The organism is Streptococcus sp. Marseille-Q5112 (genome assembly GCF_916700555.1).
GTDB classification, from domain to species: Bacteria; Bacillota; Bacilli; order Lactobacillales; family Streptococcaceae; genus Streptococcus; species Streptococcus symci.
Window position 1 is genome coordinate 39,088 of record NZ_CAKAKP010000008.1, and the last position, 21,789, is coordinate 60,876.

At 42.9% G+C, this 21,789-nt stretch carries 16 protein-coding genes, 14 tRNA genes and 3 rRNA genes; 32 read left to right on the forward strand and 1 reads right to left on the reverse strand.

Translation table 11 applies throughout. The features are described from left to right. Positions 1-74: 74 nt before the first annotated feature. The 10 genes from rnpA (at position 75) to gap (ending at position 10,597) form a co-directional block, all read left to right on the forward strand. Positions 75-446, forward strand: a complete 372-nt coding sequence (gene rnpA / locus LG372_RS06680; RefSeq protein WP_000739245.1) for a ribonuclease P protein component — start codon at positions 75-77, stop codon at positions 444-446. Further along, a complete protein-coding gene (locus LG372_RS06685) occupies positions 421-1,245 on the forward strand; it encodes a membrane protein insertase YidC (RefSeq protein WP_225742428.1) in 825 nt (274 codons plus the stop codon). The genes rnpA and LG372_RS06685 overlap by 26 nt, the downstream gene beginning before the upstream one ends. Before the next feature lie 17 nt (positions 1,246-1,262). Continuing rightward, complete coding sequence (gene jag / locus LG372_RS06690) at positions 1,263-2,249, forward strand: RNA-binding cell elongation regulator Jag/EloR (RefSeq protein WP_225742429.1); 987 nt, start codon at positions 1,263-1,265, stop codon at positions 2,247-2,249. A 50-nt stretch (positions 2,250-2,299) separates the two neighbouring features. After that, positions 2,300-2,923, forward strand: a complete 624-nt coding sequence (locus LG372_RS06695) for a ribonuclease P (RefSeq protein WP_225742430.1) — start codon at positions 2,300-2,302, stop codon at positions 2,921-2,923. A 116-nt stretch (positions 2,924-3,039) separates the two neighbouring features. Beyond that, complete coding sequence (gene tkt / locus LG372_RS06700; RefSeq protein WP_225742431.1) at positions 3,040-5,016, forward strand: transketolase; 1,977 nt, start codon at positions 3,040-3,042, stop codon at positions 5,014-5,016. Positions 5,017-5,133: 117 nt separating this feature from the next. Next, positions 5,134-5,433 (forward strand): preprotein translocase subunit YajC, encoded by a 300-nt coding sequence (yajC, locus tag LG372_RS06705; protein WP_225742432.1) that lies wholly within the window; start codon positions 5,134-5,136, stop codon positions 5,431-5,433. A gap of 46 nt (positions 5,434-5,479) precedes the next feature. Continuing rightward, positions 5,480-5,923, forward strand: a complete 444-nt coding sequence (locus LG372_RS06710; protein WP_042749889.1) for a low molecular weight protein-tyrosine-phosphatase — start codon at positions 5,480-5,482, stop codon at positions 5,921-5,923. Further along, entirely contained in the window at positions 5,910-6,320 is a 411-nt protein-coding gene (locus LG372_RS06715) for an MORN repeat-containing protein (RefSeq protein ID WP_042749891.1), read from the forward strand. Before LG372_RS06710 ends, LG372_RS06715 begins: the two co-directional genes overlap by 14 nt. 298 nt (positions 6,321-6,618) lie before the next feature. Further along, complete coding sequence (gene adhE, locus LG372_RS06720; RefSeq protein ID WP_012972432.1) at positions 6,619-9,270, forward strand: bifunctional acetaldehyde-CoA/alcohol dehydrogenase; 2,652 nt, start codon at positions 6,619-6,621, stop codon at positions 9,268-9,270. 319 nt (positions 9,271-9,589) lie between these two features. Then, entirely contained in the window at positions 9,590-10,597 is a 1,008-nt protein-coding gene (gap, locus tag LG372_RS06725; protein WP_000260685.1) for a type I glyceraldehyde-3-phosphate dehydrogenase, read from the forward strand. A gap of 71 nt (positions 10,598-10,668) precedes the next feature. On the opposite strand, the gene LG372_RS06730 is transcribed toward gap, so the two are convergent. Continuing rightward, a complete protein-coding gene (locus tag LG372_RS06730) occupies positions 10,669-11,544 on the reverse strand; it encodes an RluA family pseudouridine synthase (RefSeq protein ID WP_318783450.1) in 876 nt (291 codons plus the stop codon). Between the two features lie 86 nt (positions 11,545-11,630). Here LG372_RS06730 and pbp2a point away from each other — a divergent pair, with 86 nt between their 5' ends. From pbp2a to LG372_RS06840, 22 genes are all read left to right on the forward strand, one after another. Then, the gene (gene pbp2a / locus LG372_RS06735; protein ID WP_225742433.1) at positions 11,631-13,826 is read left to right on the forward strand and encodes a penicillin-binding protein PBP2A; all 2,196 of its coding nucleotides are present in this window, start codon (positions 11,631-11,633) and stop codon (positions 13,824-13,826) included. Positions 13,827-13,878: 52 nt separating this feature from the next. Continuing rightward, complete coding sequence (gene rpmG / locus LG372_RS06740; RefSeq protein ID WP_001809375.1) at positions 13,879-14,031, forward strand: 50S ribosomal protein L33; 153 nt, start codon at positions 13,879-13,881, stop codon at positions 14,029-14,031. A 9-nt stretch (positions 14,032-14,040) separates the two neighbouring features. Further along, positions 14,041-14,217 (forward strand): preprotein translocase subunit SecE, encoded by a 177-nt coding sequence (gene secE / locus LG372_RS06745; protein WP_001210990.1) that lies wholly within the window; start codon positions 14,041-14,043, stop codon positions 14,215-14,217. A gap of 53 nt (positions 14,218-14,270) precedes the next feature. Further along, the gene (gene nusG, locus LG372_RS06750; protein ID WP_049492454.1) at positions 14,271-14,807 is read left to right on the forward strand and encodes a transcription termination/antitermination protein NusG; all 537 of its coding nucleotides are present in this window, start codon (positions 14,271-14,273) and stop codon (positions 14,805-14,807) included. A gap of 120 nt (positions 14,808-14,927) precedes the next feature. After that, positions 14,928-15,407, forward strand: a complete 480-nt coding sequence (locus LG372_RS06755) for a sigma-70 family RNA polymerase sigma factor (RefSeq protein WP_225742434.1) — start codon at positions 14,928-14,930, stop codon at positions 15,405-15,407. A 90-nt stretch (positions 15,408-15,497) separates the two neighbouring features. Continuing rightward, positions 15,498-15,569, forward strand: a tRNA-Glu gene (locus tag LG372_RS06760). Between the two features lie 240 nt (positions 15,570-15,809). Then, positions 15,810-17,355, forward strand: a 16S ribosomal RNA gene (locus tag LG372_RS06765). A 51-nt stretch (positions 17,356-17,406) separates the two neighbouring features. Beyond that, positions 17,407-17,479: transfer RNA gene (locus LG372_RS06770), tRNA-Ala, on the forward strand. A 125-nt stretch (positions 17,480-17,604) separates the two neighbouring features. Next, positions 17,605-20,506: ribosomal RNA gene (locus LG372_RS06775) — 23S ribosomal RNA — on the forward strand. Positions 20,507-20,582: 76 nt separating this feature from the next. Next, positions 20,583-20,698 (forward strand): 5S ribosomal RNA (rrf, locus tag LG372_RS06780). The 16S, 23S and 5S rRNA genes sit together here with 14 tRNA genes alongside, the layout of an rRNA operon. A gap of 4 nt (positions 20,699-20,702) precedes the next feature. After that, positions 20,703-20,775 (forward strand) — tRNA-Val (locus tag LG372_RS06785). A gap of 2 nt (positions 20,776-20,777) precedes the next feature. After that, a tRNA-Asp gene (locus LG372_RS06790) sits at positions 20,778-20,850 on the forward strand. A 23-nt stretch (positions 20,851-20,873) separates the two neighbouring features. Next, positions 20,874-20,946: transfer RNA gene (locus tag LG372_RS06795), tRNA-Lys, on the forward strand. Between the two features lie 5 nt (positions 20,947-20,951). Further along, positions 20,952-21,033, forward strand: a tRNA-Leu gene (locus tag LG372_RS06800). An 18-nt stretch (positions 21,034-21,051) separates the two neighbouring features. Continuing rightward, positions 21,052-21,124 (forward strand) — tRNA-Thr (locus LG372_RS06805). A gap of 22 nt (positions 21,125-21,146) precedes the next feature. Beyond that, positions 21,147-21,218, forward strand: a tRNA-Gly gene (locus LG372_RS06810). Between the two features lie 7 nt (positions 21,219-21,225). Next, positions 21,226-21,311 (forward strand) — tRNA-Leu (locus LG372_RS06815). Between the two features lie 11 nt (positions 21,312-21,322). Continuing rightward, a tRNA-Arg gene (locus LG372_RS06820) sits at positions 21,323-21,396 on the forward strand. A gap of 15 nt (positions 21,397-21,411) precedes the next feature. Beyond that, positions 21,412-21,485, forward strand: a tRNA-Pro gene (locus tag LG372_RS06825). 5 nt (positions 21,486-21,490) lie between these two features. Next, positions 21,491-21,564 (forward strand) — tRNA-Met (locus tag LG372_RS06830). Between the two features lie 13 nt (positions 21,565-21,577). Beyond that, a tRNA-Ile gene (locus LG372_RS06835) sits at positions 21,578-21,651 on the forward strand. Positions 21,652-21,663: 12 nt separating this feature from the next. Next, positions 21,664-21,753, forward strand: a tRNA-Ser gene (locus tag LG372_RS06840). Positions 21,754-21,789: the final 36 nt, after the last annotated feature.

Sequence of the window (21,789 nt, forward strand, 5' to 3'; positions counted from 1 at the left end):
CCAAAACCTTGCTATGATTGGCTTTTTTGAAAAATATGGTATAATAGTAGTAATTTAATAGATGGAGTTGAGTTTTGAAGAAAAACTTTCGTGTAAAAAGAGAGAAAGATTTTAAGGCGATTTTCAAGGAGGGGACAAGTTTTGCCAATCGCAAATTTGTTGTCTACCAACTAGAAAACCAGAAAAACCATTTTCGAGTAGGTCTATCAGTTAGCAAAAAACTTGGGAATGCCGTCACTAGAAATCAAATTAAGCGACGAATTAGACATATTATCCAGAATGCAAAAGGGAGTCTGGTAGAAGATGTCGACTTTGTTGTCATTGCTCGAAAAGGGGTCGAAACCTTGGGATACGCAGAGATGGAGAAAAATCTACTCCACGTATTAAAATTATCAAAGATTTATCAGGAAGGAAATGGGAGTGAAAAAGAAACTACAGTTGACTAGTTTGCTAGGACTGTCTCTATTGATCATGACAGCCTGTGCGACTAATGGGACAACTAGCGATATTACAGCCAATTCGGCTGATTTTTGGAGTAAATTTGTTTACTTCTTTGCGGAAATTATTCGCTTTTTATCGTTTGATATCAGTATCGGAGTGGGGATTATTCTCTTTACGGTCTTGATTCGTACAGTTCTCTTGCCAGTCTTCCAAGTGCAAATGGTGGCTTCCAGAAAAATGCAGGAAGCTCAACCACGTATTAAGGCGCTTCGAGAACAATATCCGGGTCGAGATATGGAAAGCAGAACCAAGCTAGAGCAAGAAATGCGTAAAGTCTTTAAAGAAATGGGTGTCAGACAGTCGGATTCTCTTTGGCCGATTTTGATTCAGATGCCAGTTATTTTGGCCCTGTTCCAAGCTCTATCAAGAGTTGACTTTTTAAAGACAGGTCATTTCTTATGGATTAACCTTGGTGGTGTGGATACAACCCTTGTTCTTCCGATTTTAGCGGCAGTATTTACCTTTTTAAGTACTTGGTTGTCCAACAAAGCCTTGTCTGAGAGTAATGGCGCTACGACTGCGATGATGTATGGGATTCCAGTCTTGATCTTTATCTTTGCAGTTTATGCACCAGGTGGAGTCGCCCTATACTGGACAGTGTCCAATGCTTATCAAGTCTTGCAAACCTATTTCTTGAACAATCCATTCAAGATTATCGCAGAGCGCGAGGCGGTAGTTCAGGCACAGAAAGATTTGGAAAATAGAAAAAGAAAAGCCAAGAAAAAGGCTCAGAAAACGAAATAATAAGGAGGAATCTGGTAATGGTAGTATTTACAGGTTCAACTGTTGAAGAAGCAATCCAGAAAGGATTGAAAGAATTAGATATCCCAAGACTGAAGGCTCACATCAAAGTCATTTCTCGTGAAAAAAATGGCTTTCTTGGTTTATTTGGTAAAAAACCAGCTCAAGTTGATATTGAAGCTATTAGTGAAACAACGGTCATTAAAGCTAATCAGCAGGCTGTAAAGGGTGTTCCTAAAGAAATTAACGAACAAAATGAACCAGTTAAAACAGTCAGTCAAGCGACTGTTGATTTAGGGCATGTTGTAGAAGCAATTAAAAAGATTGAAGAAGAAGGCCAAGGGGTTTCTGATGAAGTCAAGGCTGAAATCTTGAAAAATGAAAAACATGCTAGCACCATCTTAGAAGAAACTGGGCACATTGAGATTTTAAATGAATTACAGCTTGAAGAAGCTGGCCTCGAAGAAGCAGAAACTCCTATTGTTGAGAGCCAAGCTGAACAAACTGAAAGTCAAGAATTAGAAGATTTGGGCTTAAAGGTGGAACCGAGCTTTGATATTGAACAAGTAGCTACGGAAGTAACGACTTATGTTCAAACGATTATTGATGATATGGACGTTGAGGCGACGATTTCAAATGACTATAACCGTCGTAGCATCAATCTACAGATTGACACCAACGAGCCAGGTCGTATTATTGGTTACCATGGCAAAGTCTTGAAGGCCTTGCAACTATTGGCTCAAAATTATCTTTACAACCGCTATTCAAGAACCTTCTACATTACTATTAATGTCAATGATTATGTTGAACACCGTGCAGAAGTCTTGCAGACCTATGCGCAAAAATTGGCGGCTCGTGTTTTAGAAGAAGGACGTAGTCATCAAACAGATCCAATGTCAAATAGCGAACGCAAGATTATCCATCGTATTATTTCACGTATGGATGGCGTGACTAGTTACTCTGAAGGTGACGAGCCAAATCGCTATGTTGTTGTAGATACAGAATAAGTAAAATCAGGTTTATCCTGATTTTTTGCTAGTTAGAGGAGGTTAAACGGATGTTGAATAAGATAAGAGACTATCTAGACTTTGCAGGTTTGCAGTACCGTAATCCTGATAAATCAGGAGAAGAACGGGAGAAGATGCTGGAATTACGCCACAAAGGCCAAGAGGCCCGAAAGGCTTTTACAGAATTGGCCAAAGCTTTCCAAGCAAGCCATCCAGAATGGCAACTCCAACAGACTAGCCAGTGGATGAATCAGGCCCAGCGTTTGCGACCACATTTTTGGGTTTATCTACAGAGAGAAGGACAAGTGACAGAACCTATGCTGGCTTTACGTTTATATGGGAGCCCTTCAGATTTTGGAGTATCACTAGAAGTCAGTTTCATCGAGCGTAAGAAGGATGAGCAAACTCTAGGCAAGCAGGCTAAAGTTTTAGAAATTTCAACCATTGAAGGGATTTATTATCTAGCCTACTCAGATGGTCAAAGTCAACGGTGGGAGGCGAACGAAGAAAATCGTCGTACTTTACGTGAGAAGTTGAGGAGTCAGGAAGTTCGAAAAGTGTTAGTTAAGGCAGATGTTTCTTTTATAGAAACTCAGTCATTAGAAATGATTTTAGAAAAGTTAGAAGATGCTTATGAACGCTTGCTTCCCTACTATCAGGCGACAAGAGAGTAGAAAATAGGAGACTTATCTAGCGTCGAATTGTTTAATTGCTATTCTATGTATTTTTTCATATAATAGTAAAATAGAATGTGGGGTTCAATCATCACCTCAAATAGAAAGGAAATTCTATGTCAAATCTATCTGTTAATGCAATTCGTTTCCTAGGTATTGACGCCATTAATAAAGCCAACTCAGGTCACCCAGGTGTGGTTATGGGAGCGGCTCCGATGGCTTACAGCCTCTTTACAAAACAACTTCGTATCAATCCGGCTCAACCAAACTGGATTAACCGCGACCGCTTTATTCTTTCAGCAGGACATGGTTCAATGCTTCTTTATGCCCTTCTTCACCTTTCTGGTTTTGAAGATGTCAGTATGGATGAGATCAAGAGCTTCCGTCAATGGGGTTCAAAAACACCAGGTCACCCAGAATTTGGCCATACAGCCGGAATTGATGCTACCACAGGTCCTCTAGGTCAAGGGATTTCAACTGCCACTGGTTTTGCCCAGGCAGAACGTTTCTTGGCAGCCAAATATAACCGTGAAGGCTACAATATCTTTGATCACTATACTTATGTTATCTGTGGAGACGGAGACTTGATGGAAGGTGTCTCAAGTGAGGCGGCTTCATACGCAGGTTTGCAAAAACTAGATAAGCTGGTTGTCCTTTATGATTCAAATGACATCAACTTGGATGGTGAGACAAAGGATTCCTTTACAGAAAGTGTTCGTGACCGTTACAATGCCTACGGTTGGCATACTGCCTTGGTTGAAGATGGAACAGACTTGAAAGCAATCCATGCTGCTATCGAAACAGCTAAAGCTTCAGGTAAACCATCTTTGATTGAAGTGAAGACGGTTATTGGATACGGTTCTCCAAACAAACAAGGAACTAATGCCGTACACGGTGCTCCTCTTGGAGCAGATGAAACTGCAGCAACTCGTCAAGCCCTTGGTTGGGACTATGAACCATTTGAAATCCCAGAACAAGTTTATGCTGATTTCAAAGAACATGTTGCAGACCGTGGTGCATCAGCTTATCAAACTTGGACTAAATTAGTTGCTGATTATAAAGAAGCGCATCCAGAATTGGCTGCAGAAGTAGAAGCTATCATCGATGGACGTGATCCAGTTGAAGTGACTCCAGGAGACTTCCCAGCATTAGAAAATGGTTTCTCTCAAGCAACTCGTAATTCAAGCCAAGATGCTTTGAATGTTGTGGCAGCTAAGTTACCAACCTTCCTAGGTGGATCAGCTGACCTAGCTCACTCAAACATGACTTATATCAAGACTGACGGACTTCAAGACGATTCCAACCGCTTGAACCGCAACATTCAGTTTGGTGTTCGTGAATTTGCCATGGGAACAATCTTGAACGGGATGGCTCTTCATGGTGGACTTCGTGTATACGGTGGAACTTTCTTCGTCTTCTCTGACTATGTGAAGGCAGCTGTTCGCTTGTCAGCCTTACAAGGACTTCCCGTGACTTATGTCTTTACCCACGATTCAATCGCGGTTGGGGAAGACGGTCCAACGCACGAACCAGTTGAGCATTTAGCAGGTCTTCGTGCCATGCCAAATCTGAATGTTTTCCGTCCAGCAGATGCGCGTGAAACGCAAGCAGCTTGGTACCTTGCAGTGACAAGTGAGAAAACACCAACTGCCCTTGTCTTGACCCGTCAAAACTTGACTGTCGAAGAAGGAACAGACTTCGACAAGGTTGCAAAAGGTGCCTATGTTGTCTATGAAAATGCAGCAGATTTTGATACCATCTTGATTGCGACAGGTTCAGAGGTTAATCTTGCTGTCTCAACTGCCAAAGAATTGGCTAGTCAAGGTGCAAAAGTCCGCGTAGTCAGCATGCCATCTACAGATGTCTTTGATAAACAAGATGCAGCATACAAGGAAGAAATTCTTCCAAATGCAGTTCGCCGTCGTGTTGCAGTCGAAATGGGTGCAACTCAAAACTGGTACAAATATGTTGGTCTAGATGGTGCTGTTCTTGGTATTGATACCTTCGGAGCCTCTGCGCCAGCACCAAAAGTATTGGCAGAATATGGCTTTACAGTTGAAAATCTTGTAAAAGTCGTTCAAAACTTGAAATAATTCTAAAAATCAGGGCGCAAGCTCTGTTTTTTTCTTACTAGAAAAGTAAGGTACAATCTTGTAAAAGTAACTGAAATTTGATATAGTAGTCCTATGTAAAAGACAAAGGAGAATATAATGGAATCACAATATACATTTTTAATCATTCTTGTGGCTATGGTGGGCTTGATGTTCTTTACGCAACGCTCTCAAAAGAAACAAGCACAAAAGCGTATGGAAAGCTTGAATAAATTACAAAAAGGCTATGAAGTGATTACAATCGGTGGCCTTTATGGAACAGTCGATGAAGTAGATACAGAAAAGAAAACAATTGTTCTTGATGTAGATGGGGTTTACTTGACTTTTGAACTAGCTGCTATCAAGACCGTATTACCACTTAAAGAAACAGCTTCACTAGAAGGCGCAATTAAAAAATAAGACGGGATTACTAACTCCCGTTTTTCTATAAAAGAAAGGAAATGGGATGAAAAAACTAGTCTTTGTCTGCTTGGGAAATATTTGTCGTAGCCCTATGGCTGAGTTTGTTATGAAATCAATGACAGATAATTATGAAATCCAGAGTCGAGCGACTTCTTCTTGGGAACATGGCAATCCGATTCACAAGGGAACTCAAGGGATTTTTCAACAGTATGAGATTCCTTATGAAAAAGGCAAGACATCGCTTCAGATTAGTAAGGAAGATTTTGAAGCCTTTGATTATATTATCGGTATGGATGCTTCAAATGTTTCTGACTTACGTCAGATGTGTCCAGCAGACTGTAAAGATAAGATTTACTCATTCGCACCTGAAAGTGTTCCAGATCCTTGGTATACAGGAGATTTTGAGGAAACCTATCAGCGTGTTCAAGAGGGTTGTCAAGCTTGGTTAGAACGTTTAGAAAAGGGGAGTGAAGATGGAAAATCTTAAGAATTTTTACGACAAGTATCGTGTCTATCTGACTCGTCCACGTTTAGAGATTTTGGCAGTAGTTACCATTGTTTTTTGTGCTGTACTCGTCTTTTTTCTAAATATTCCAGGAAAAGGTGTTCTAAAGCTTGATAATGGAACCATTGTTTACGATGGCAGTCTTGTCCGTGGTAAAATGAATGGGCAAGGTACCATTACCTTCCAAAATGGAGACCAGTATACTGGTGGTTTCAACAATGGAGCCTTCAACGGAAAAGGTACCTTTCAATCTAAAGAAGGCTGGACCTACGAAGGTGATTTTGTAAATGGTCAGGCTGAAGGAAAAGGAAAACTAACAACAGAACAAGAAGTTGTTTATGAAGGGACTTTTAAACAAGGCGTTTTTCAACAAAAATAAAGCCTCCTTATCAAAGGAGGTATTGTTAGTATCTGAAAGTAAGCGCTTACCGGAAAATCTATCTCTTTCCAAGCCCCTCTTCCAAGCAAGTTTGTGAAATAAAAAATATTTGAAATTAATTTCACAAACTCTAAAGAAATAACTTGACAAGTGAAGAAAATGAGAAAAATTTCACAAACAATAAAAAATTCTTTGTGAAATGTTTATGAAACTGTTTACAAAGTTGAAATAATGCGTTATAATAAACTTGTGAAAAAATTAACAAGGATATCGATCCTTGAAAGCTATGGAGGAAAATATGGCTGATAAAAAAACTGTGACACCAGAAGAAAAGAAACTCGCTGCTGAAAAGCATGTCGATGGCTTGGTGCAAAAAGCTTTAGTTGCTCTTGAGGAAATGCGTAAACTCGACCAAGAACAGGTCGACTACATCGTAGCTAAAGCGTCAGTGGCAGCTTTGGATGCCCACGGAGAATTGGCTCTACATGCCTATGAAGAAACAGGACGTGGTGTATTTGAAGACAAAGCAACTAAGAACTTGTTTGCTTGTGAACACGTAGTAAACAACATGCGTCACACTAAAACAGTTGGCGTTATCGAAGAAGACGATGTAACAGGATTGACTCTTATCGCTGAACCAGTTGGCGTTGTTTGTGGTATCACTCCAACAACAAACCCAACATCAACAGCAATCTTTAAGGCATTGATTTCATTGAAGACACGTAATCCAATTGTCTTTGCCTTCCACCCATCAGCTCAAGAATCATCAGCTCACGCAGCTCAAATTGTTCGTGATGCTGCGATTAAAGCAGGTGCTCCTGAAAACTGTGTACAGTGGATTACTGAACCATCTATGGAAGCAACTAGTGCGCTTATGAACCACGAAGGTGTTGCAACAATCCTTGCAACAGGTGGTAATGCCATGGTTAAAGCTGCATACTCATGTGGTAAACCAGCTCTTGGGGTAGGTGCCGGAAACGTTCCAGCTTATGTTGAAAAATCAGCAAACATCCGTCAAGCTGCACACGATATTGTCATGTCTAAATCATTTGACAACGGTATGGTCTGTGCATCTGAACAAGCAGTTATCATTGATAAAGAAATTTACGATGAATTTGTAGCAGAGTTCAAATCTTATCACACTTACTTTGTAAACAAAAAAGAAAAAGCACTTCTCGAAGAATTCTGCTTCGGCGTCAAAGCAAACAGTAAAAACTGTGCTGGTGCAAAATTGAACGCTGACATCGTTGGTAAACCAGCAACTTGGATTGCAGAGCAAGCAGGATTTACAGTTCCAGAAGGAACAAACATTCTTGCTGCAGAATGTAAAGAAGTTGGTGAAAATGAGCCATTGACTCGTGAAAAATTATCACCAGTTATTGCAGTTTTGAAATCTGAAAGCCGTGAAGATGGTATTACTAAGGCTCGTCAAATGGTTGAATTTAACGGTCTTGGACACTCAGCAGCTATCCACACAGCTGACGAAGAATTGACTAAAGAATTTGGTAAAGCTGTTAAAGCTATTCGTGTTATCTGTAACTCACCTTCTACTTTCGGTGGTATCGGGGACGTTTACAATGCCTTCTTGCCATCATTGACACTCGGATGTGGTTCTTACGGACGCAACTCAGTTGGGGATAACGTTAGTGCCATTAACCTCTTGAATATCAAAAAAGTCGGAAGACGGAGAAATAACATGCAATGGATGAAACTTCCTTCAAAAACATACTTTGAACGTGATTCAATTCAATACCTTCAAAAATGTCGTGACGTTGAACGTGTCATGATCGTTACTGACCACGCCATGGTAGAGCTTGGTTTCCTTGATCGTATCATCGAACAACTTGATCTTCGTCGCAATAAGGTTGTTTACCAAATCTTTGCTGATGTAGAACCAGATCCAGATATTACAACTGTAAACCGTGGTACTGAGATTATGCGTGCCTTCAAACCAGATACAATCATTGCTCTCGGTGGTGGATCTCCAATGGATGCTGCTAAAGTAATGTGGCTCTTCTACGAACAACCAGAAGTGGACTTCCGTGACCTTGTTCAAAAATTCATGGATATCCGTAAACGTGCCTTCAAATTCCCATTGCTTGGTAAGAAGACTAAATTCATCGCTATCCCAACTACATCTGGTACAGGATCTGAAGTAACTCCATTTGCCGTTATCTCTGATAAAGCAAACAACCGTAAATACCCAATCGCTGACTACTCATTGACACCAACTGTGGCAATCGTAGATCCTGCTTTGGTATTGACAGTTCCTGGATTTGTTGCTGCGGACACTGGTATGGACGTATTGACCCACGCGACTGAAGCTTACGTATCACAAATGGCTAGCGACTACACTGATGGTCTTGCACTTCAAGCGATCAAACTTGTATTCGAAAACCTTGAAAGCTCAGTTAAGAACGCAGACTTCCATTCACGCGAGAAAATGCATAACGCTTCAACAATCGCTGGTATGGCCTTTGCCAATGCCTTCCTAGGTATTTCTCACTCAATGGCTCATAAGATTGGTGCGCAATTCCACACAATCCACGGTCGTACAAATGCTATCTTGCTTCCATACGTCATCCGCTACAACGGTACACGTCCAGCTAAGACAGCAACATGGCCTAAGTACAACTACTACCGTGCAGATGAAAAATACCAAGATATCGCACGTATGCTTGGCCTTCCAGCTTCTACTCCAGAAGAAGGTGTGGAATCTTACGCAAAAGCTGTCTACGAACTTGGTGAGCGCGTAGGTATCCAAATGAACTTCAAAGCACAAGGAATTGATGAAAAAGAATGGAAAGAACATTCTCGTGAATTGGCCTTCCTTGCTTACGAAGACCAATGTTCACCAGCTAACCCACGCCTTCCAATGGTTGACCATATGCAAGAAATCATCGAAGATTCTTACTATGGCTACAAAGAAAGACCAGGGCGCCGTAAATAATTGTTATCAGCCTAGAGGCAGGAATTTCCTGTCTCTTTTCTTGTAGAATTGGAGTATTGAAAATAATTTTTAGCTTTTCTGTTTTCACTTTTCATCTGAAAAGGAAAGTGAGAAATGACTAGGTAGACAAAGAAAGACAGCAGTATAGGCTTTCAAAGGAGAAAGAAAAATAAGTGGGGTATAGACAAAAAACAACGCCCGTACTTGCAATTAAACTTAAATAGTTATATAATAGGTTTGTTGAAAGGTGATTTGTAGTGATTCAAGTTACTCTTTTCACAATAAAAATTTCATGATTTTCATAAGGAGGAAATCACTAATGGTAGTTAAAGTTGGTATTAACGGTTTCGGACGTATCGGTCGTCTTGCTTTCCGTCGTATCCAAAACGTAGAAGGTGTTGAAGTTACACGCATCAACGACCTTACAGATCCAGTTATGCTTGCACACTTGTTGAAATACGACACAACTCAAGGTCGTTTCGACGGTACTGTTGAAGTTAAAGAAGGTGGATTCGAAGTTAACGGTAAATTCGTTAAAGTTTCTGCTGAACGTGATCCAGAACAAATCGACTGGGCTACTGACGGTGTAGAAATCGTTCTTGAAGCTACTGGTTTCTTTGCTAAGAAAGAAGCAGCTGAAAAACACCTTAAAGGTGGAGCTAAAAAAGTTGTTATCACTGCTCCTGGTGGAAACGACGTTAAAACAGTTGTATTCAACACTAACCACGACGTTCTTGACGGTACTGAAACAGTTATCTCAGGTGCTTCATGTACTACAAACTGCTTGGCTCCAATGGCTAAAGCTCTTCAAGATAACTTTGGTGTTGTTGAAGGATTGATGACTACTATCCACGCTTACACTGGTGACCAAATGATCCTTGACGGACCACACCGTGGTGGTGACCTTCGCCGTGCTCGCGCTGGTGCTGCAAACATCGTTCCTAACTCAACTGGTGCTGCTAAAGCTATCGGTCTTGTAATCCCAGAATTGAACGGTAAACTTGACGGATCTGCACAACGCGTTCCAACTCCAACTGGATCAGTTACTGAATTGGTAGCAGTTCTTGAAAAGAACGTTACTGTTGATGAAGTGAACGCAGCTATGAAAGCAGCTTCAAACGAATCATACGGTTACACAGAAGATCCAATCGTATCTTCAGATATCGTAGGTATGTCTTACGGTTCATTGTTTGACGCAACTCAAACTAAAGTTCTTGACGTTGACGGTAAACAATTGGTTAAAGTTGTATCATGGTACGACAACGAAATGTCATACACTGCACAACTTGTTCGTACTCTTGAATACTTCGCAAAAATCGCTAAATAATTCATGAGTCGATAAAAAGCAAGGCCTCTTGGCCTTGCTTTTCTTATATTGAAGAATGGATGACACAACAATCATCCATTCTTTTTTAATTCTTTTTCAAATGTATCGGAAAGGGTAGTGAAACTTAACTTTTCTAATGTAAACGGATGGGTAAAGGACAGTCGAAAGGCGTGAAGCATAAGCCGATTTGTTTTTGATTTGCTATTATAGAGAGGATCACCCAGGATAGGGAGGTTGTGATGAGAGAGATGCACGCGAATCTGATGTGTTCGCCCTGTCTTTAGTTTGCAACGAACCAAGGAAGTCTTGTTTGGGAATTGCTTTAATCTGCTTACATGTGTTTCAGCATATTGCCCATTTTTTGTATCAACTATTCGTTTTCTACGGTCATGGCGATCACGCCCAATTTTGTCTCTGAAAACAAGTTCTTTGCTGTTGATATTTCCATCAACAAGTGCCCAATATTCCCTAGAAATCTCTTTTTTCTCAAGTAAGCGATTGAGAATAGGTAGGATAAAAGGATTTTTGGCAAAGAGAACTAAGCCACTTGTTTCCATGTCCAGACGATGAATGACATAGCAGGTTTGACCAACATAGGAACTGACATGGTTAAGAAGGGCGATTTCGTTTGGCTGATTACCATGCGTTTTCATCCCCTCGGGTTTGTTTACAATAATCAAGTGTTGGTCTTGATAAACTTCTTGAACGAGGTTTGGGTTGCCCCAAGGGATTTCTTTTTCGGGATAATCTTCCTCGTCAAAAGTCAACTGGCAAACATCTCCAGGACTTACCATTTCGTTCCAATGAACTTCTCGCTGATTAATCAAAATGTGTTTCTTGATTCTCAAAAAATGACGGATTTTTCTAGGGATGAGGAGTTGCTCCTCTAGTAATTGCTTAACCGTCATTTGAGGTAGAGAGTCTGGTAATGTAAATGTGAATTTCATACAGATATTGTAACAAAAAAAGCCCTATTTGGATAGGAAATAGCTAAATTCTTGTCTTCCTATGATGAAGATGATAAAATAAACGCATGAAATTAGATAAATTATTCGAGAAATTTCTTTCTCTTTTTAAAAAAGAAACAAGTGAACTAGAGGATTCTGATTCTACTAGCTTACGTCGCTCTCGTAGTGATCGAAAAAAATTGGCCCAAGTAGGTCCAATTCGAAAATTCTGGCGTCGCTATCATCTAACAAAGATTGTCCTTATACTAGGTTTGAGTGCAGGCTTGCTAGTTGGAACCTATTTGTTTGCTGTAGCCAAGTCAACCAATGTCAATGATTTGCAAAATGCCTTGAAAACTCGAACTCTCATTTTTGACCGTGAAGAAAAGGAGGCTGGTGCCTTGTCTGGTCAAAAAGGAACTTATGTTGAATTGACTGATATCAGTAAAAATTTGCAGAATGCCGTTATTGCGACAGAAGACCGTTCTTTCTATAAAAATGACGGGATTAACTATGGTCGTTTCTTCTTGGCTATTGTAACTGCTGGCCGTTCAGGTGGTGGTTCTACTATTACCCAACAGCTGGCTAAAAATGCCTATCTGTCGCAGGATCAAACTGTTGAGAGAAAAGCGAAAGAATTTTTCCTTGCCTTAGAATTAACAAAAAAATATAGTAAGGATCAAATTCTAACCATGTACCTTAACAACGCTTATTTTGGAAATGGTGTGTGGGGCGTAGAAGATGCGAGTAAGAAATACTTTGGAGTTTCTGCATCAGAAGTGAGTCTGGATCAAGCTGCGACTCTGGCAGGAATGCTAAAGGGGCCGGAACTGTATAATCCTTTGAATTCCGTAGAAGATTCTACCAATCGTCGCGATACTGTTTTGCAGAATATGGTTGCGGCGGGTTACATTGATAAAAACCAAGAAACCGAAGCTGCAGAAGTTGATATGACTTCGCAATTGCACGATAAGTATGAAGGAAAAATCTCAGATTACCGCTATCCTTCTTACTTTGATGCGGTTGTTAATGAAGCTGTTTCCAAGTATAATCTAACAGAGGAAGAAATTGTCAATAATGGCTACCGCATTTATACAGAGCTGGACCAAAACTATCAAGCAAATATGCAGGTTGTCTATGAAAATACAGCTCTATTTCCGAGGGCAGAGGATGGAACATTTGCTCAATCAGGAAGTGTGGCTCTCGAACCGAAAACAGGTGGAGTTCGTGGAGTTGTCGGTCAGGTTGCTGGCAATGATAAAACTGAATTCCGGAATTTCAACTATGCAACTCAATCAAAACGTAGCCCTGGTTCTACAATTAAGCCTTTAGTTGTTTATACGCCTGCAGTTGAAGCTGGCTGGGCTTTGAATAAGCAGTTGGATAACCATACTATGCAGTATGACAGCTATAAGGTTGATAACTATGCAGGGATCAAAACTAGTCGAGAAGTTCCTATGTATCAAGCCTTGGCAGAATCGCTTAATCTGCCTGCTGTTGCCACTGTTAATGATTTGGGAGTTGATAAGGCTTTTGAGGCGGGCGAAAAATTCGGACTCAATATGGAAAAAGTCGATCGTGTTCTTGGTGTCGCCTTGGGAAGCGGTGTTGAAACCAACCCTCTTCAAATGGCTCAAGCGTATGCTGCTTTTGCAAATGAAGGTTTAATGCCGGAAGCTCATTTTATTAGTAGAATTGAAAATGCTAGTGGGCAGGTTATTGCGAGCCATAAAAATTCACAAAAACGGGTGATTGATAAGTCTGTAGCTGACAAGATGACTAGTATGATGTTGGGGACATTCACCAACGGTACCGGTGTTAGTTCATCGCCTGCAGACTATGTCGTGGCAGGAAAAACTGGAACAACTGAAGCTGTTTTCAATCCTGAATACACAAGTGACCAGTGGGTAATTGGTTATACTCCGGATGTAGTGATTAGTCACTGGCTTGGTTTCCCTACCACTGATGAAAGCCACTATCTAGCTGGCTCTACTTCAAACGGTGCAGCCCATGTCTTTAGAAACATTGCAAATACCATTTTACCTTATACGCCAGGAAGTACCTTTACAGTTGAAAATGCTTATAAGCAAAATGGAATTGCACCAGCCAATACAAGAAATCAAGTACAGAGTAATGAAGAAAATCAGTCGGATAATAGCCTTTCTGATATTAGAAGTCGTGCACAAAATCTGGTAGATGAGGCTAGCCGTGCTATCTCGGATGCGAAGATTAAGGAAAAGGCTCAAACGATATGGGATTCGGTAGTCAATCTATTTCGTTAAGATGCTTGTCAAAGCCTAGCTTTCTTGTTATAATAGATAAGATGGAGGCGTTATGGCACTAAAAAAAGCAAGCCTAGCTTGTGCGGTTTGTGGTTCGAGAAACTATTCAATCAAGATCAGCGGAAACCCCAAGCCAACACGACTAGAAGTAAATAAATTTTGTAAACATTGTGGTAAGTACACTACACACAGAGAAACGAGATAGGAGAGAGCGATGCGTTTTATTGGAGATATTTTTAGACTTCTTAAAGACACAACATGGCCAACTCGCAAGGAAAGCTGGAGAGATTTTCGGTCTATCATGGAATACACTGCTTTCTTTGTTGTGATTATTTATATTTTTGACAAGTTGATTGTTTCAGGTTTGATTCGATTTATTAATATTTTTTAGAAGACCTGTGGAGTTATTCACGCTAGAAATCTTCTATTATGAAAGGAAGTATCATGGATAGTTTTGATAAAGGATGGTTTGTCTTACAAACCTATTCTGGTTATGAAAATAAGGTAAAAGAAAATCTATTACAACGTGCACAAACCTACAATATGTTGGATAATATTTTACGTGTTGAAATTCCAACACAAACAGTGCAAGTTGAAAAAAATGGAAAGAGAAAAGAAGTAGAAGAAAATCGCTTTCCAGGTTATGTTCTTGTGGAAATGGTGATGACAGATGAAGCTTGGTTTGTTGTTCGAAATACACCAAACGTTACAGGATTCGTCGGATCTCACGGAAATAGATCAAAACCAACTCCATTATTGGAACAAGAAATCCGTGATATCTTGGTTTCTATGGGACAAACTGTACAAGAGTTTGATATCGATGTTGAAGTTGGTCAAACTGTACGTATCATTGATGGTGCTTTTGCAGATTATACTGGTAAGATTACAGAGATTGATAACAATAAAGTGAAGATGATTATCTCTATGTTTGGTAATGACACAATAGCAGAAGTAAACCTAAACCAAATTGCAGAATTATAACCCAAAGAGAGGCTTGCCCTCTCTTTTTTGTGCAGTTGAGGCAGTGTAGAGAACAGAATGGGGGAAATGTGCCAAAAGTGTTTCTGAATCTGTTAGACTGTATCTAGAAAGGGGAACAATATGATTGAAGAATTGTATAAAGAAGTCCAGGGAATTGTGTACAAGTGTAGAAATGAATATTACCTTCATTTATGGGATCTATCGGATTGGGACCAAGAGGGTATGATTTGCTTACATGAATTGATCAGTAGAGAAGAAGAGCTGGCAGAAGATATTCCTCGTTTAAGGAAATATTTTAAGACTAAATTCCGGAATCGAATTCTAGACTATATCCGTAAGCAAGAAAGTCAAAAACGAAGATATGATAAAGAACCCTATGAAGAAGTAGGTGAGCTTAGTCATCGTATAAGCGAGGGAGGTCTCTGGCTAGATGATTATTATCTCTTTCATGAGACACTAAGAAATTATAGAAACAAACAAAGTAAAGATAAACAAGAAGAGTTAGAACGCGTCTTAAGAAATGAACGCTTCCGAGGTCGTCAAAGAGTATTAAGAGACTTACGTATTGTATTTAAAGAGTTTGACATCCGTACATACTAGGAAGCCATGCAAAAAATGAAAAAAGATAAAAAAGGTGTTGACAAAGGTGAAAAAGTCTGTATAATAGTAAGAGTTGAAAATAACAACTCAGGTCCGTTGGTCAAGGGGTTAAGACACCGCCTTTTCACGGCGGTAACACGGGTTCGAATCCCGTACGGACTATGGTGTATTGTGGTTGAAGCACTTGATGAAAAAAGTTAAAAAAGTTTCAAAAAAGTGTTGACAAGCGAAAGCGGCTGTGATATACTAATATAGTTGTCACTTGAGAGAAGCGAGTGACAAAGACCTTTGAAAACTGAACAAGACGAACCAATGTGCAGGGCACTACAACTAAGGTTGTAGTACTGAACAATGAAAAAACAATAAATCTGTCAGTGACAGAAATGAGTGAGAACTCAAACTTTTAATGAGAGTTTGATCCTGGCTCAGGACGAACGCTGGCGGCGTGCCTAATACATGCAAGTAGAACGCTGAAGGAGGAGCTTGCTTCTCTGGATGAGTTGCGAACGGGTGAGTAACGCGTAGGTAACCTGCCTGGTAGCGGGGGATAACTATTGGAAACGATAGCTAATACCGCATAAGAGTAGATGTTGCATGACATTTACTTAAAAGGTGCAATTGCATCACTACCAGATGGACCTGCGTTGTATTAGCTAGTTGGTGGGGTAACGGCTCACCAAGGCGACGATACATAGCCGACCTGAGAGGGTGATCGGCCACACTGGGACTGAGACACGGCCCAGACTCCTACGGGAGGCAGCAGTAGGGAATCTTCGGCAATGGACGGAAGTCTGACCGAGCAACGCCGCGTGAGTGAAGAAGGTTTTCGGATCGTAAAGCTCTGTTGTAAGAGAAGAACGAGTGTGAGAGTGGAAAGTTCACACTGTGACGGTATCTTACCAGAAAGGGACGGCTAACTACGTGCCAGCAGCAGAGGTAATACGTAGGGCCCGAGCGTTGTCCGGATTTATTGGGCGTAAAGCGAGCGCAGGCGGTTAGATAAGTCTGAAGTTAAAGGCTGTGGCTTAACCATAGTACGCTTTGGAAACTGTTTAACTTGAGTGCAAGAGGGGAGAGTGGAATTCCATGTGTAGCGGTGAAATGCGTAGATATATGGAGGAACACCGGTGGCGAAAGCGGCTCTCTGGCTTGTAACTGACGCTGAGGCTCGAAAGCGTGGGGAGCAAACAGGATTAGATACCCTGGTAGTCCACGCCGTAAACGATGAGTGCTAGGTGTTAGACCCTTTCCGGGGTTTAGTGCCGTAGCTAACGCATTAAGCACTCCGCCTGGGGAGTACGACCGCAAGGTTGAAACTCAAAGGAATTGACGGGGGCCCGCACAAGCGGTGGAGCATGTGGTTTAATTCGAAGCAACGCGAAGAACCTTACCAGGTCTTGACATCCCTCTGACCGCTCTAGAGATAGAGCTTTCCTTCGGGACAGAGGTGACAGGTGGTGCATGGTTGTCGTCAGCTCGTGTCGTGAGATGTTGGGTTAAGTCCCGCAACGAGCGCAACCCCTATTGTTAGTTGCCATCATTCAGTTGGGCACTCTAGCGAGACTGCCGGTAATAAACCGGAGGAAGGTGGGGATGACGTCAAATCATCATGCCCCTTATGACCTGGGCTACACACGTGCTACAATGGCTGGTACAACGAGTCGCAAGCCGGTGACGGCAAGCTAATCTCTTAAAGCCAGTCTCAGTTCGGATTGTAGGCTGCAACTCGCCTACATGAAGTCGGAATCGCTAGTAATCGCGGATCAGCACGCCGCGGTGAATACGTTCCCGGGCCTTGTACACACCGCCCGTCACACCACGAGAGTTTGTAACACCCGAAGTCGGTGAGGTAACCGTAAGGAGCCAGCCGCCTAAGGTGGGATAGATGATTGGGGTGAAGTCGTAACAAGGTAGCCGTATCGGAAGGTGCGGCTGGATCACCTCCTTTCTAAGGATAAGGAACTGCGCATTGGTCTTGTTTAGTCTTGAGAGGTCTTGTGGGGCCTTAGCTCAGCTGGGAGAGCGCCTGCTTTGCACGCAGGAGGTCAGCGGTTCGATCCCGCTAGGCTCCATTGGTGAGAGATCACCAAGTAATGCACATTGAAAATTGAATATCTATATCAAATAGTAACAAGAAAATAAACCGAAAACGCTGTAGTATTAATAAGAGTTTATGACTGAAAGGTCAGAAAAATAAGGTTAAGTTAATAAGGGCGCACGGTGGATGCCTTGGCACTAGGAGCCGAAGAAGGACGTGACAAACGACGATATGCCTTGGGTAGCTGTAAGTAAGCGATGATCCAGGGATTTCCGAATGGGGGAACCCAACAGGTACTACCTGTTACCCGCATCTGTTAAGGATGTGAGGAGGAAGACGCAGTGAACTGAAACATCTAAGTAGCTGCAGGAAGAGAAAGCAAAAGCGATTGCCTTAGTAGCGGCGAGCGAAACGGCAGAAGGGCAAACCGAAGAGTTTACTCTTCGGGGTTGTAGGACTGCAATGTGGACTCAAAGATTATAGAAGAATGATTTGGGAAGATCAGCCAAAGAGAGTAATAGCCTCGTATTTAAAATAGTCTTTGTACCTAGCAGTATCCTGAGTACGGCGGGACACGTGAAATCCCGTCGGAATCTGGGAGGACCATCTCCCAACCCTAAATACTCCCTAGTGACCGATAGTGAACCAGTACCGTGAGGGAAAGGTGAAAAGCACCCCGGGAGGGGAGTGAAATAGAACCTGAAACCGTGTGCCTACAACAAGTTCGAGCCCGTTAATGGGTGAGAGCGTGCCTTTTGTAGAATGAACCGGCGAGTTACGTTATGATGCGAGGTTAAGTTGAAGAGACGGAGCCGTAGGGAAACCGAGTCTGAATAGGGCGCCTTAGTATCATGACGTAGACCCGAAACCATGTGACCTACCCATGAGCAGGTTGAAGGTGCGGTAAGACGCACTGGAGGACCGAACCAGGGCACGTTGAAAAGTGCTTGGATGACTTGTGGGTAGCGGAGAAATTCCAAACGAACTTGGAGATAGCTGGTTCTCTCCGAAATAGCTTTAGGGCTAGCGTCGACATTAGAGATTCTTGGAGGTAGAGCACTGTTTGGGTGAGGGGTCCATCCCGGATTACCAATCTCAGATAAACTCCGAATGCCAATGAATTATGGTCGGCAGTCAGACTGCGAGTGCTAAGATCCGTAGTCGAAAGGGAAACAGCCCAGACCACCAGCTAAGGTCCCAAAATAATTGTTAAGTGGAAAAGGATGTGGGGTTGCACAGACAACTAGGATGTTAGCTTAGAAGCAGCTATTCATTCAAAGAGTGCGTAATAGCTCACTAGTCGAGTGACCCTGCGCCGAAAATGTACCGGGGCTAAAACAATTTACCGAAGCTGTGGATACCTTTATAGGTATGGTAGGAGAGCGTTCTATGTGTGATGAAGGTGTACCGTGAGGAGCGCTGGAACGCATAGAAGTGAGAATGCCGGTATGAGTAGCGAAAGACAGGTGAGAATCCTGTCCACCGTAAGACTAAGGTTTCCAGGGGAAGGCTCGTCCGCCCTGGGTTAGTCGGGACCTAAGGAGAGACCGAAAGGTGTATCCGATGGACAACAGGTTGATATTCCTGTACTAGAGTATGTAGTGATGGAGGGACGCAGTAGGCTAACTAAAGCAGACGATTGGAAGAGTCTGTCTAAGCAGTGAGGTGTGATATGAGTCAAATGCTTATATCTTTAACATTGAGCTGTGATGGGGAGCGAAGTTTAGTAGCGAAGTTAGTGACGTCACACTGCCAAGAAAAGCTTCTAGCGTTTAAACATACTCTACCCGTACCGCAAACCGACACAGGTAGTCGAGGCGAGTAGCCTCAGGTGAGCGAGAGAACTCTCGTTAAGGAACTCGGCAAAATGACCCCGTAACTTCGGGAGAAGGGGTGCTGACTTTACGTCAGCCGCAGTGAATAGGCCCAAGCAACTGTTTATCAAAAACACAGCTCTCTGCTAAATCGTAAGATGATGTATAGGGGGTGACGCCTGCCCGGTGCTGGAAGGTTAAGAGGAGTGCTTAGCGTAAGCGAAGGTATGAATTGAAGCCCCAGTAAACGGCGGCCGTAACTATAACGGTCCTAAGGTAGCGAAATTCCTTGTCGGGTAAGTTCCGACCCGCACGAAAGGCGTAATGATTTGGGCACTGTCTCAACGAGAGACTCGGTGAAATTTTAGTACCTGTGAAGATGCAGGTTACCCGCGACAGGACGGAAAGACCCCATGGAGCTTTACTGCAGTTTGATATTGAGTGTCTGTACCACATGTACAGGATAGGTAGGAGTCTATGAGATCGGGACGCCAGTTTCGAAGGAGACGTTGTTGGGATACTACCCTTGTGTTATGGCCACTCTAACCCGGATAGGTGATCCCTATCGGAGACAGTGTCTGACGGGCAGTTTGACTGGGGCGGTCGCCTCCTAAAAGGTAACGGAGGCGCCCAAAGGTTCCCTCAGAATGGTTGGAAATCATTCGCAGAGTGTAAAGGTATAAGGGAGCTTGACTGCGAGAGCTACAACTCGAGCAGGGACGAAAGTCGGGCTTAGTGATCCGGTGGTTCCGTATGGAAGGGCCATCGCTCAACGGATAAAAGCTACCCTGGGGATAACAGGCTTATCTCCCCCAAGAGTTCACATCGACGGGGAGGTTTGGCACCTCGATGTCGGCTCGTCGCATCCTGGGGCTGTAGTCGGTCCCAAGGGTTGGGCTGTTCGCCCATTAAAGCGGCACGCGAGCTGGGTTCAGAACGTCGTGAGACAGTTCGGTCCCTATCCGTCGCGGGCGTAGGAAATTTGAGAGGATCTGCTCCTAGTACGAGAGGACCAGAGTGGACTTACCGCTGGTGTACCAGTTGTCTTGCCAAAGGCATCGCTGGGTAGCTATGTAGGGAAGGGATAAACGCTGAAAGCATCTAAGTGTGAAACCCACCTCAAGATGAGATTTCCCATGATTTTATATCAGTAAGAGCCCTGAGAGATGATCAGGTAGATAGGTTAGAAGTGGAAGTGTGGCGACACATGTAGCGGACTAATACTAATAGCTCGAGGACTTATCCAAAGTAACTGAGAATATGAAAGCGAACGGTTTTCTTGGTTTGAATAGATATTCAATTTTGAGTAGGTATTACTCAGAGTTAAGTGACGATAGCCTAGGAGATACACCTGTACCCATGCCGAACACAGAAGTTAAGCCCTAGAACGCCGGAAGTAGTTGGGGGTTGCCCCCTGTGAGATATGGAAGTCGCTTAGCTCTAGGGAGTTTAGCTCAGCTGGGAGAGCATCTGCCTTACAAGCAGAGGGTCAGCGGTTCGATCCCGTTAACTCCCATAGGTCCCGTAGTGTAGCGGTTATCACGTCGCCCTGTCACGGCGAAGATCGCGGGTTCGATTCCCGTCGGGACCGTTAGAATAACGTAAGTTATTTTAGACTCGTTAGCTCAGTTGGTAGAGCAATTGACTTTTAATCAATGGGTCACTGGTTCGAGCCCAGTACGGGTCATATATGCGGGTTTGGCGGAATTGGCAGACGCACCAGATTTAGGATCTGGCGCTTAACGGCGTGGGGGTTCAAGTCCCTTAACCCGCATTAAGATATAATAAATGAGCCGGCTTAGCTCAGTTGGTAGAGCATCTGATTTGTAATCAGAGGGTCGCGTGTTCAAGTCATGTAGCCGGCATTTTTAGATAGAAGAAAACAGTGCGAACGTAGTTCAGTGGTAGAACACCACCTTGCCAAGGTGGGGGTCGCGGGTTCGAATCCCGTCGTTCGCTTAGAGAGGCCGGGGTGGCGGAACTGGCAGACGCACAGGACTTAAAATCCTGCGATTGGTAACGATCGTACCGGTTCGATTCCGGTCCTCGGCATAAACTAATGAGCACCCTTAGCTCAACTGGATAGAGTACCTGACTACGAATCAGGCGGTTAGAGGTTCGACTCCTCTAGGGTGCATTTTTCTATTTAACTCGGGAAGTAGCTCAGCTTGGTAGAGTACTTGGTTTGGGACCAAGGTGTCGCAGGTTCGAATCCTGTCTTCCCGATATATGGCGGTGTAGCTCAGCTGGCTAGAGCGTCCGGTTCATACCCGGGAGGTCGGGGGTTCGATCCCCTTCGCCGCTATAATGATCTTGTTGGACCTTTAGCTCAGCTGGTTAGAGCTCTCGGCTCATAACCGAGTGGTCGTAGGTTCAAGTCCTACAAGGTCCATTTAAATAATATGGAGGATTACCCAAGTCCGGCTGAAGGGAACGGTCTTGAAAACCGTCAGGCGTGTAAAAGCGTGCGTGGGTTCGAATCCCACATCCTCCTTTTGTATTAACGCGGGATGGAGCAGCTCGGTAGCTC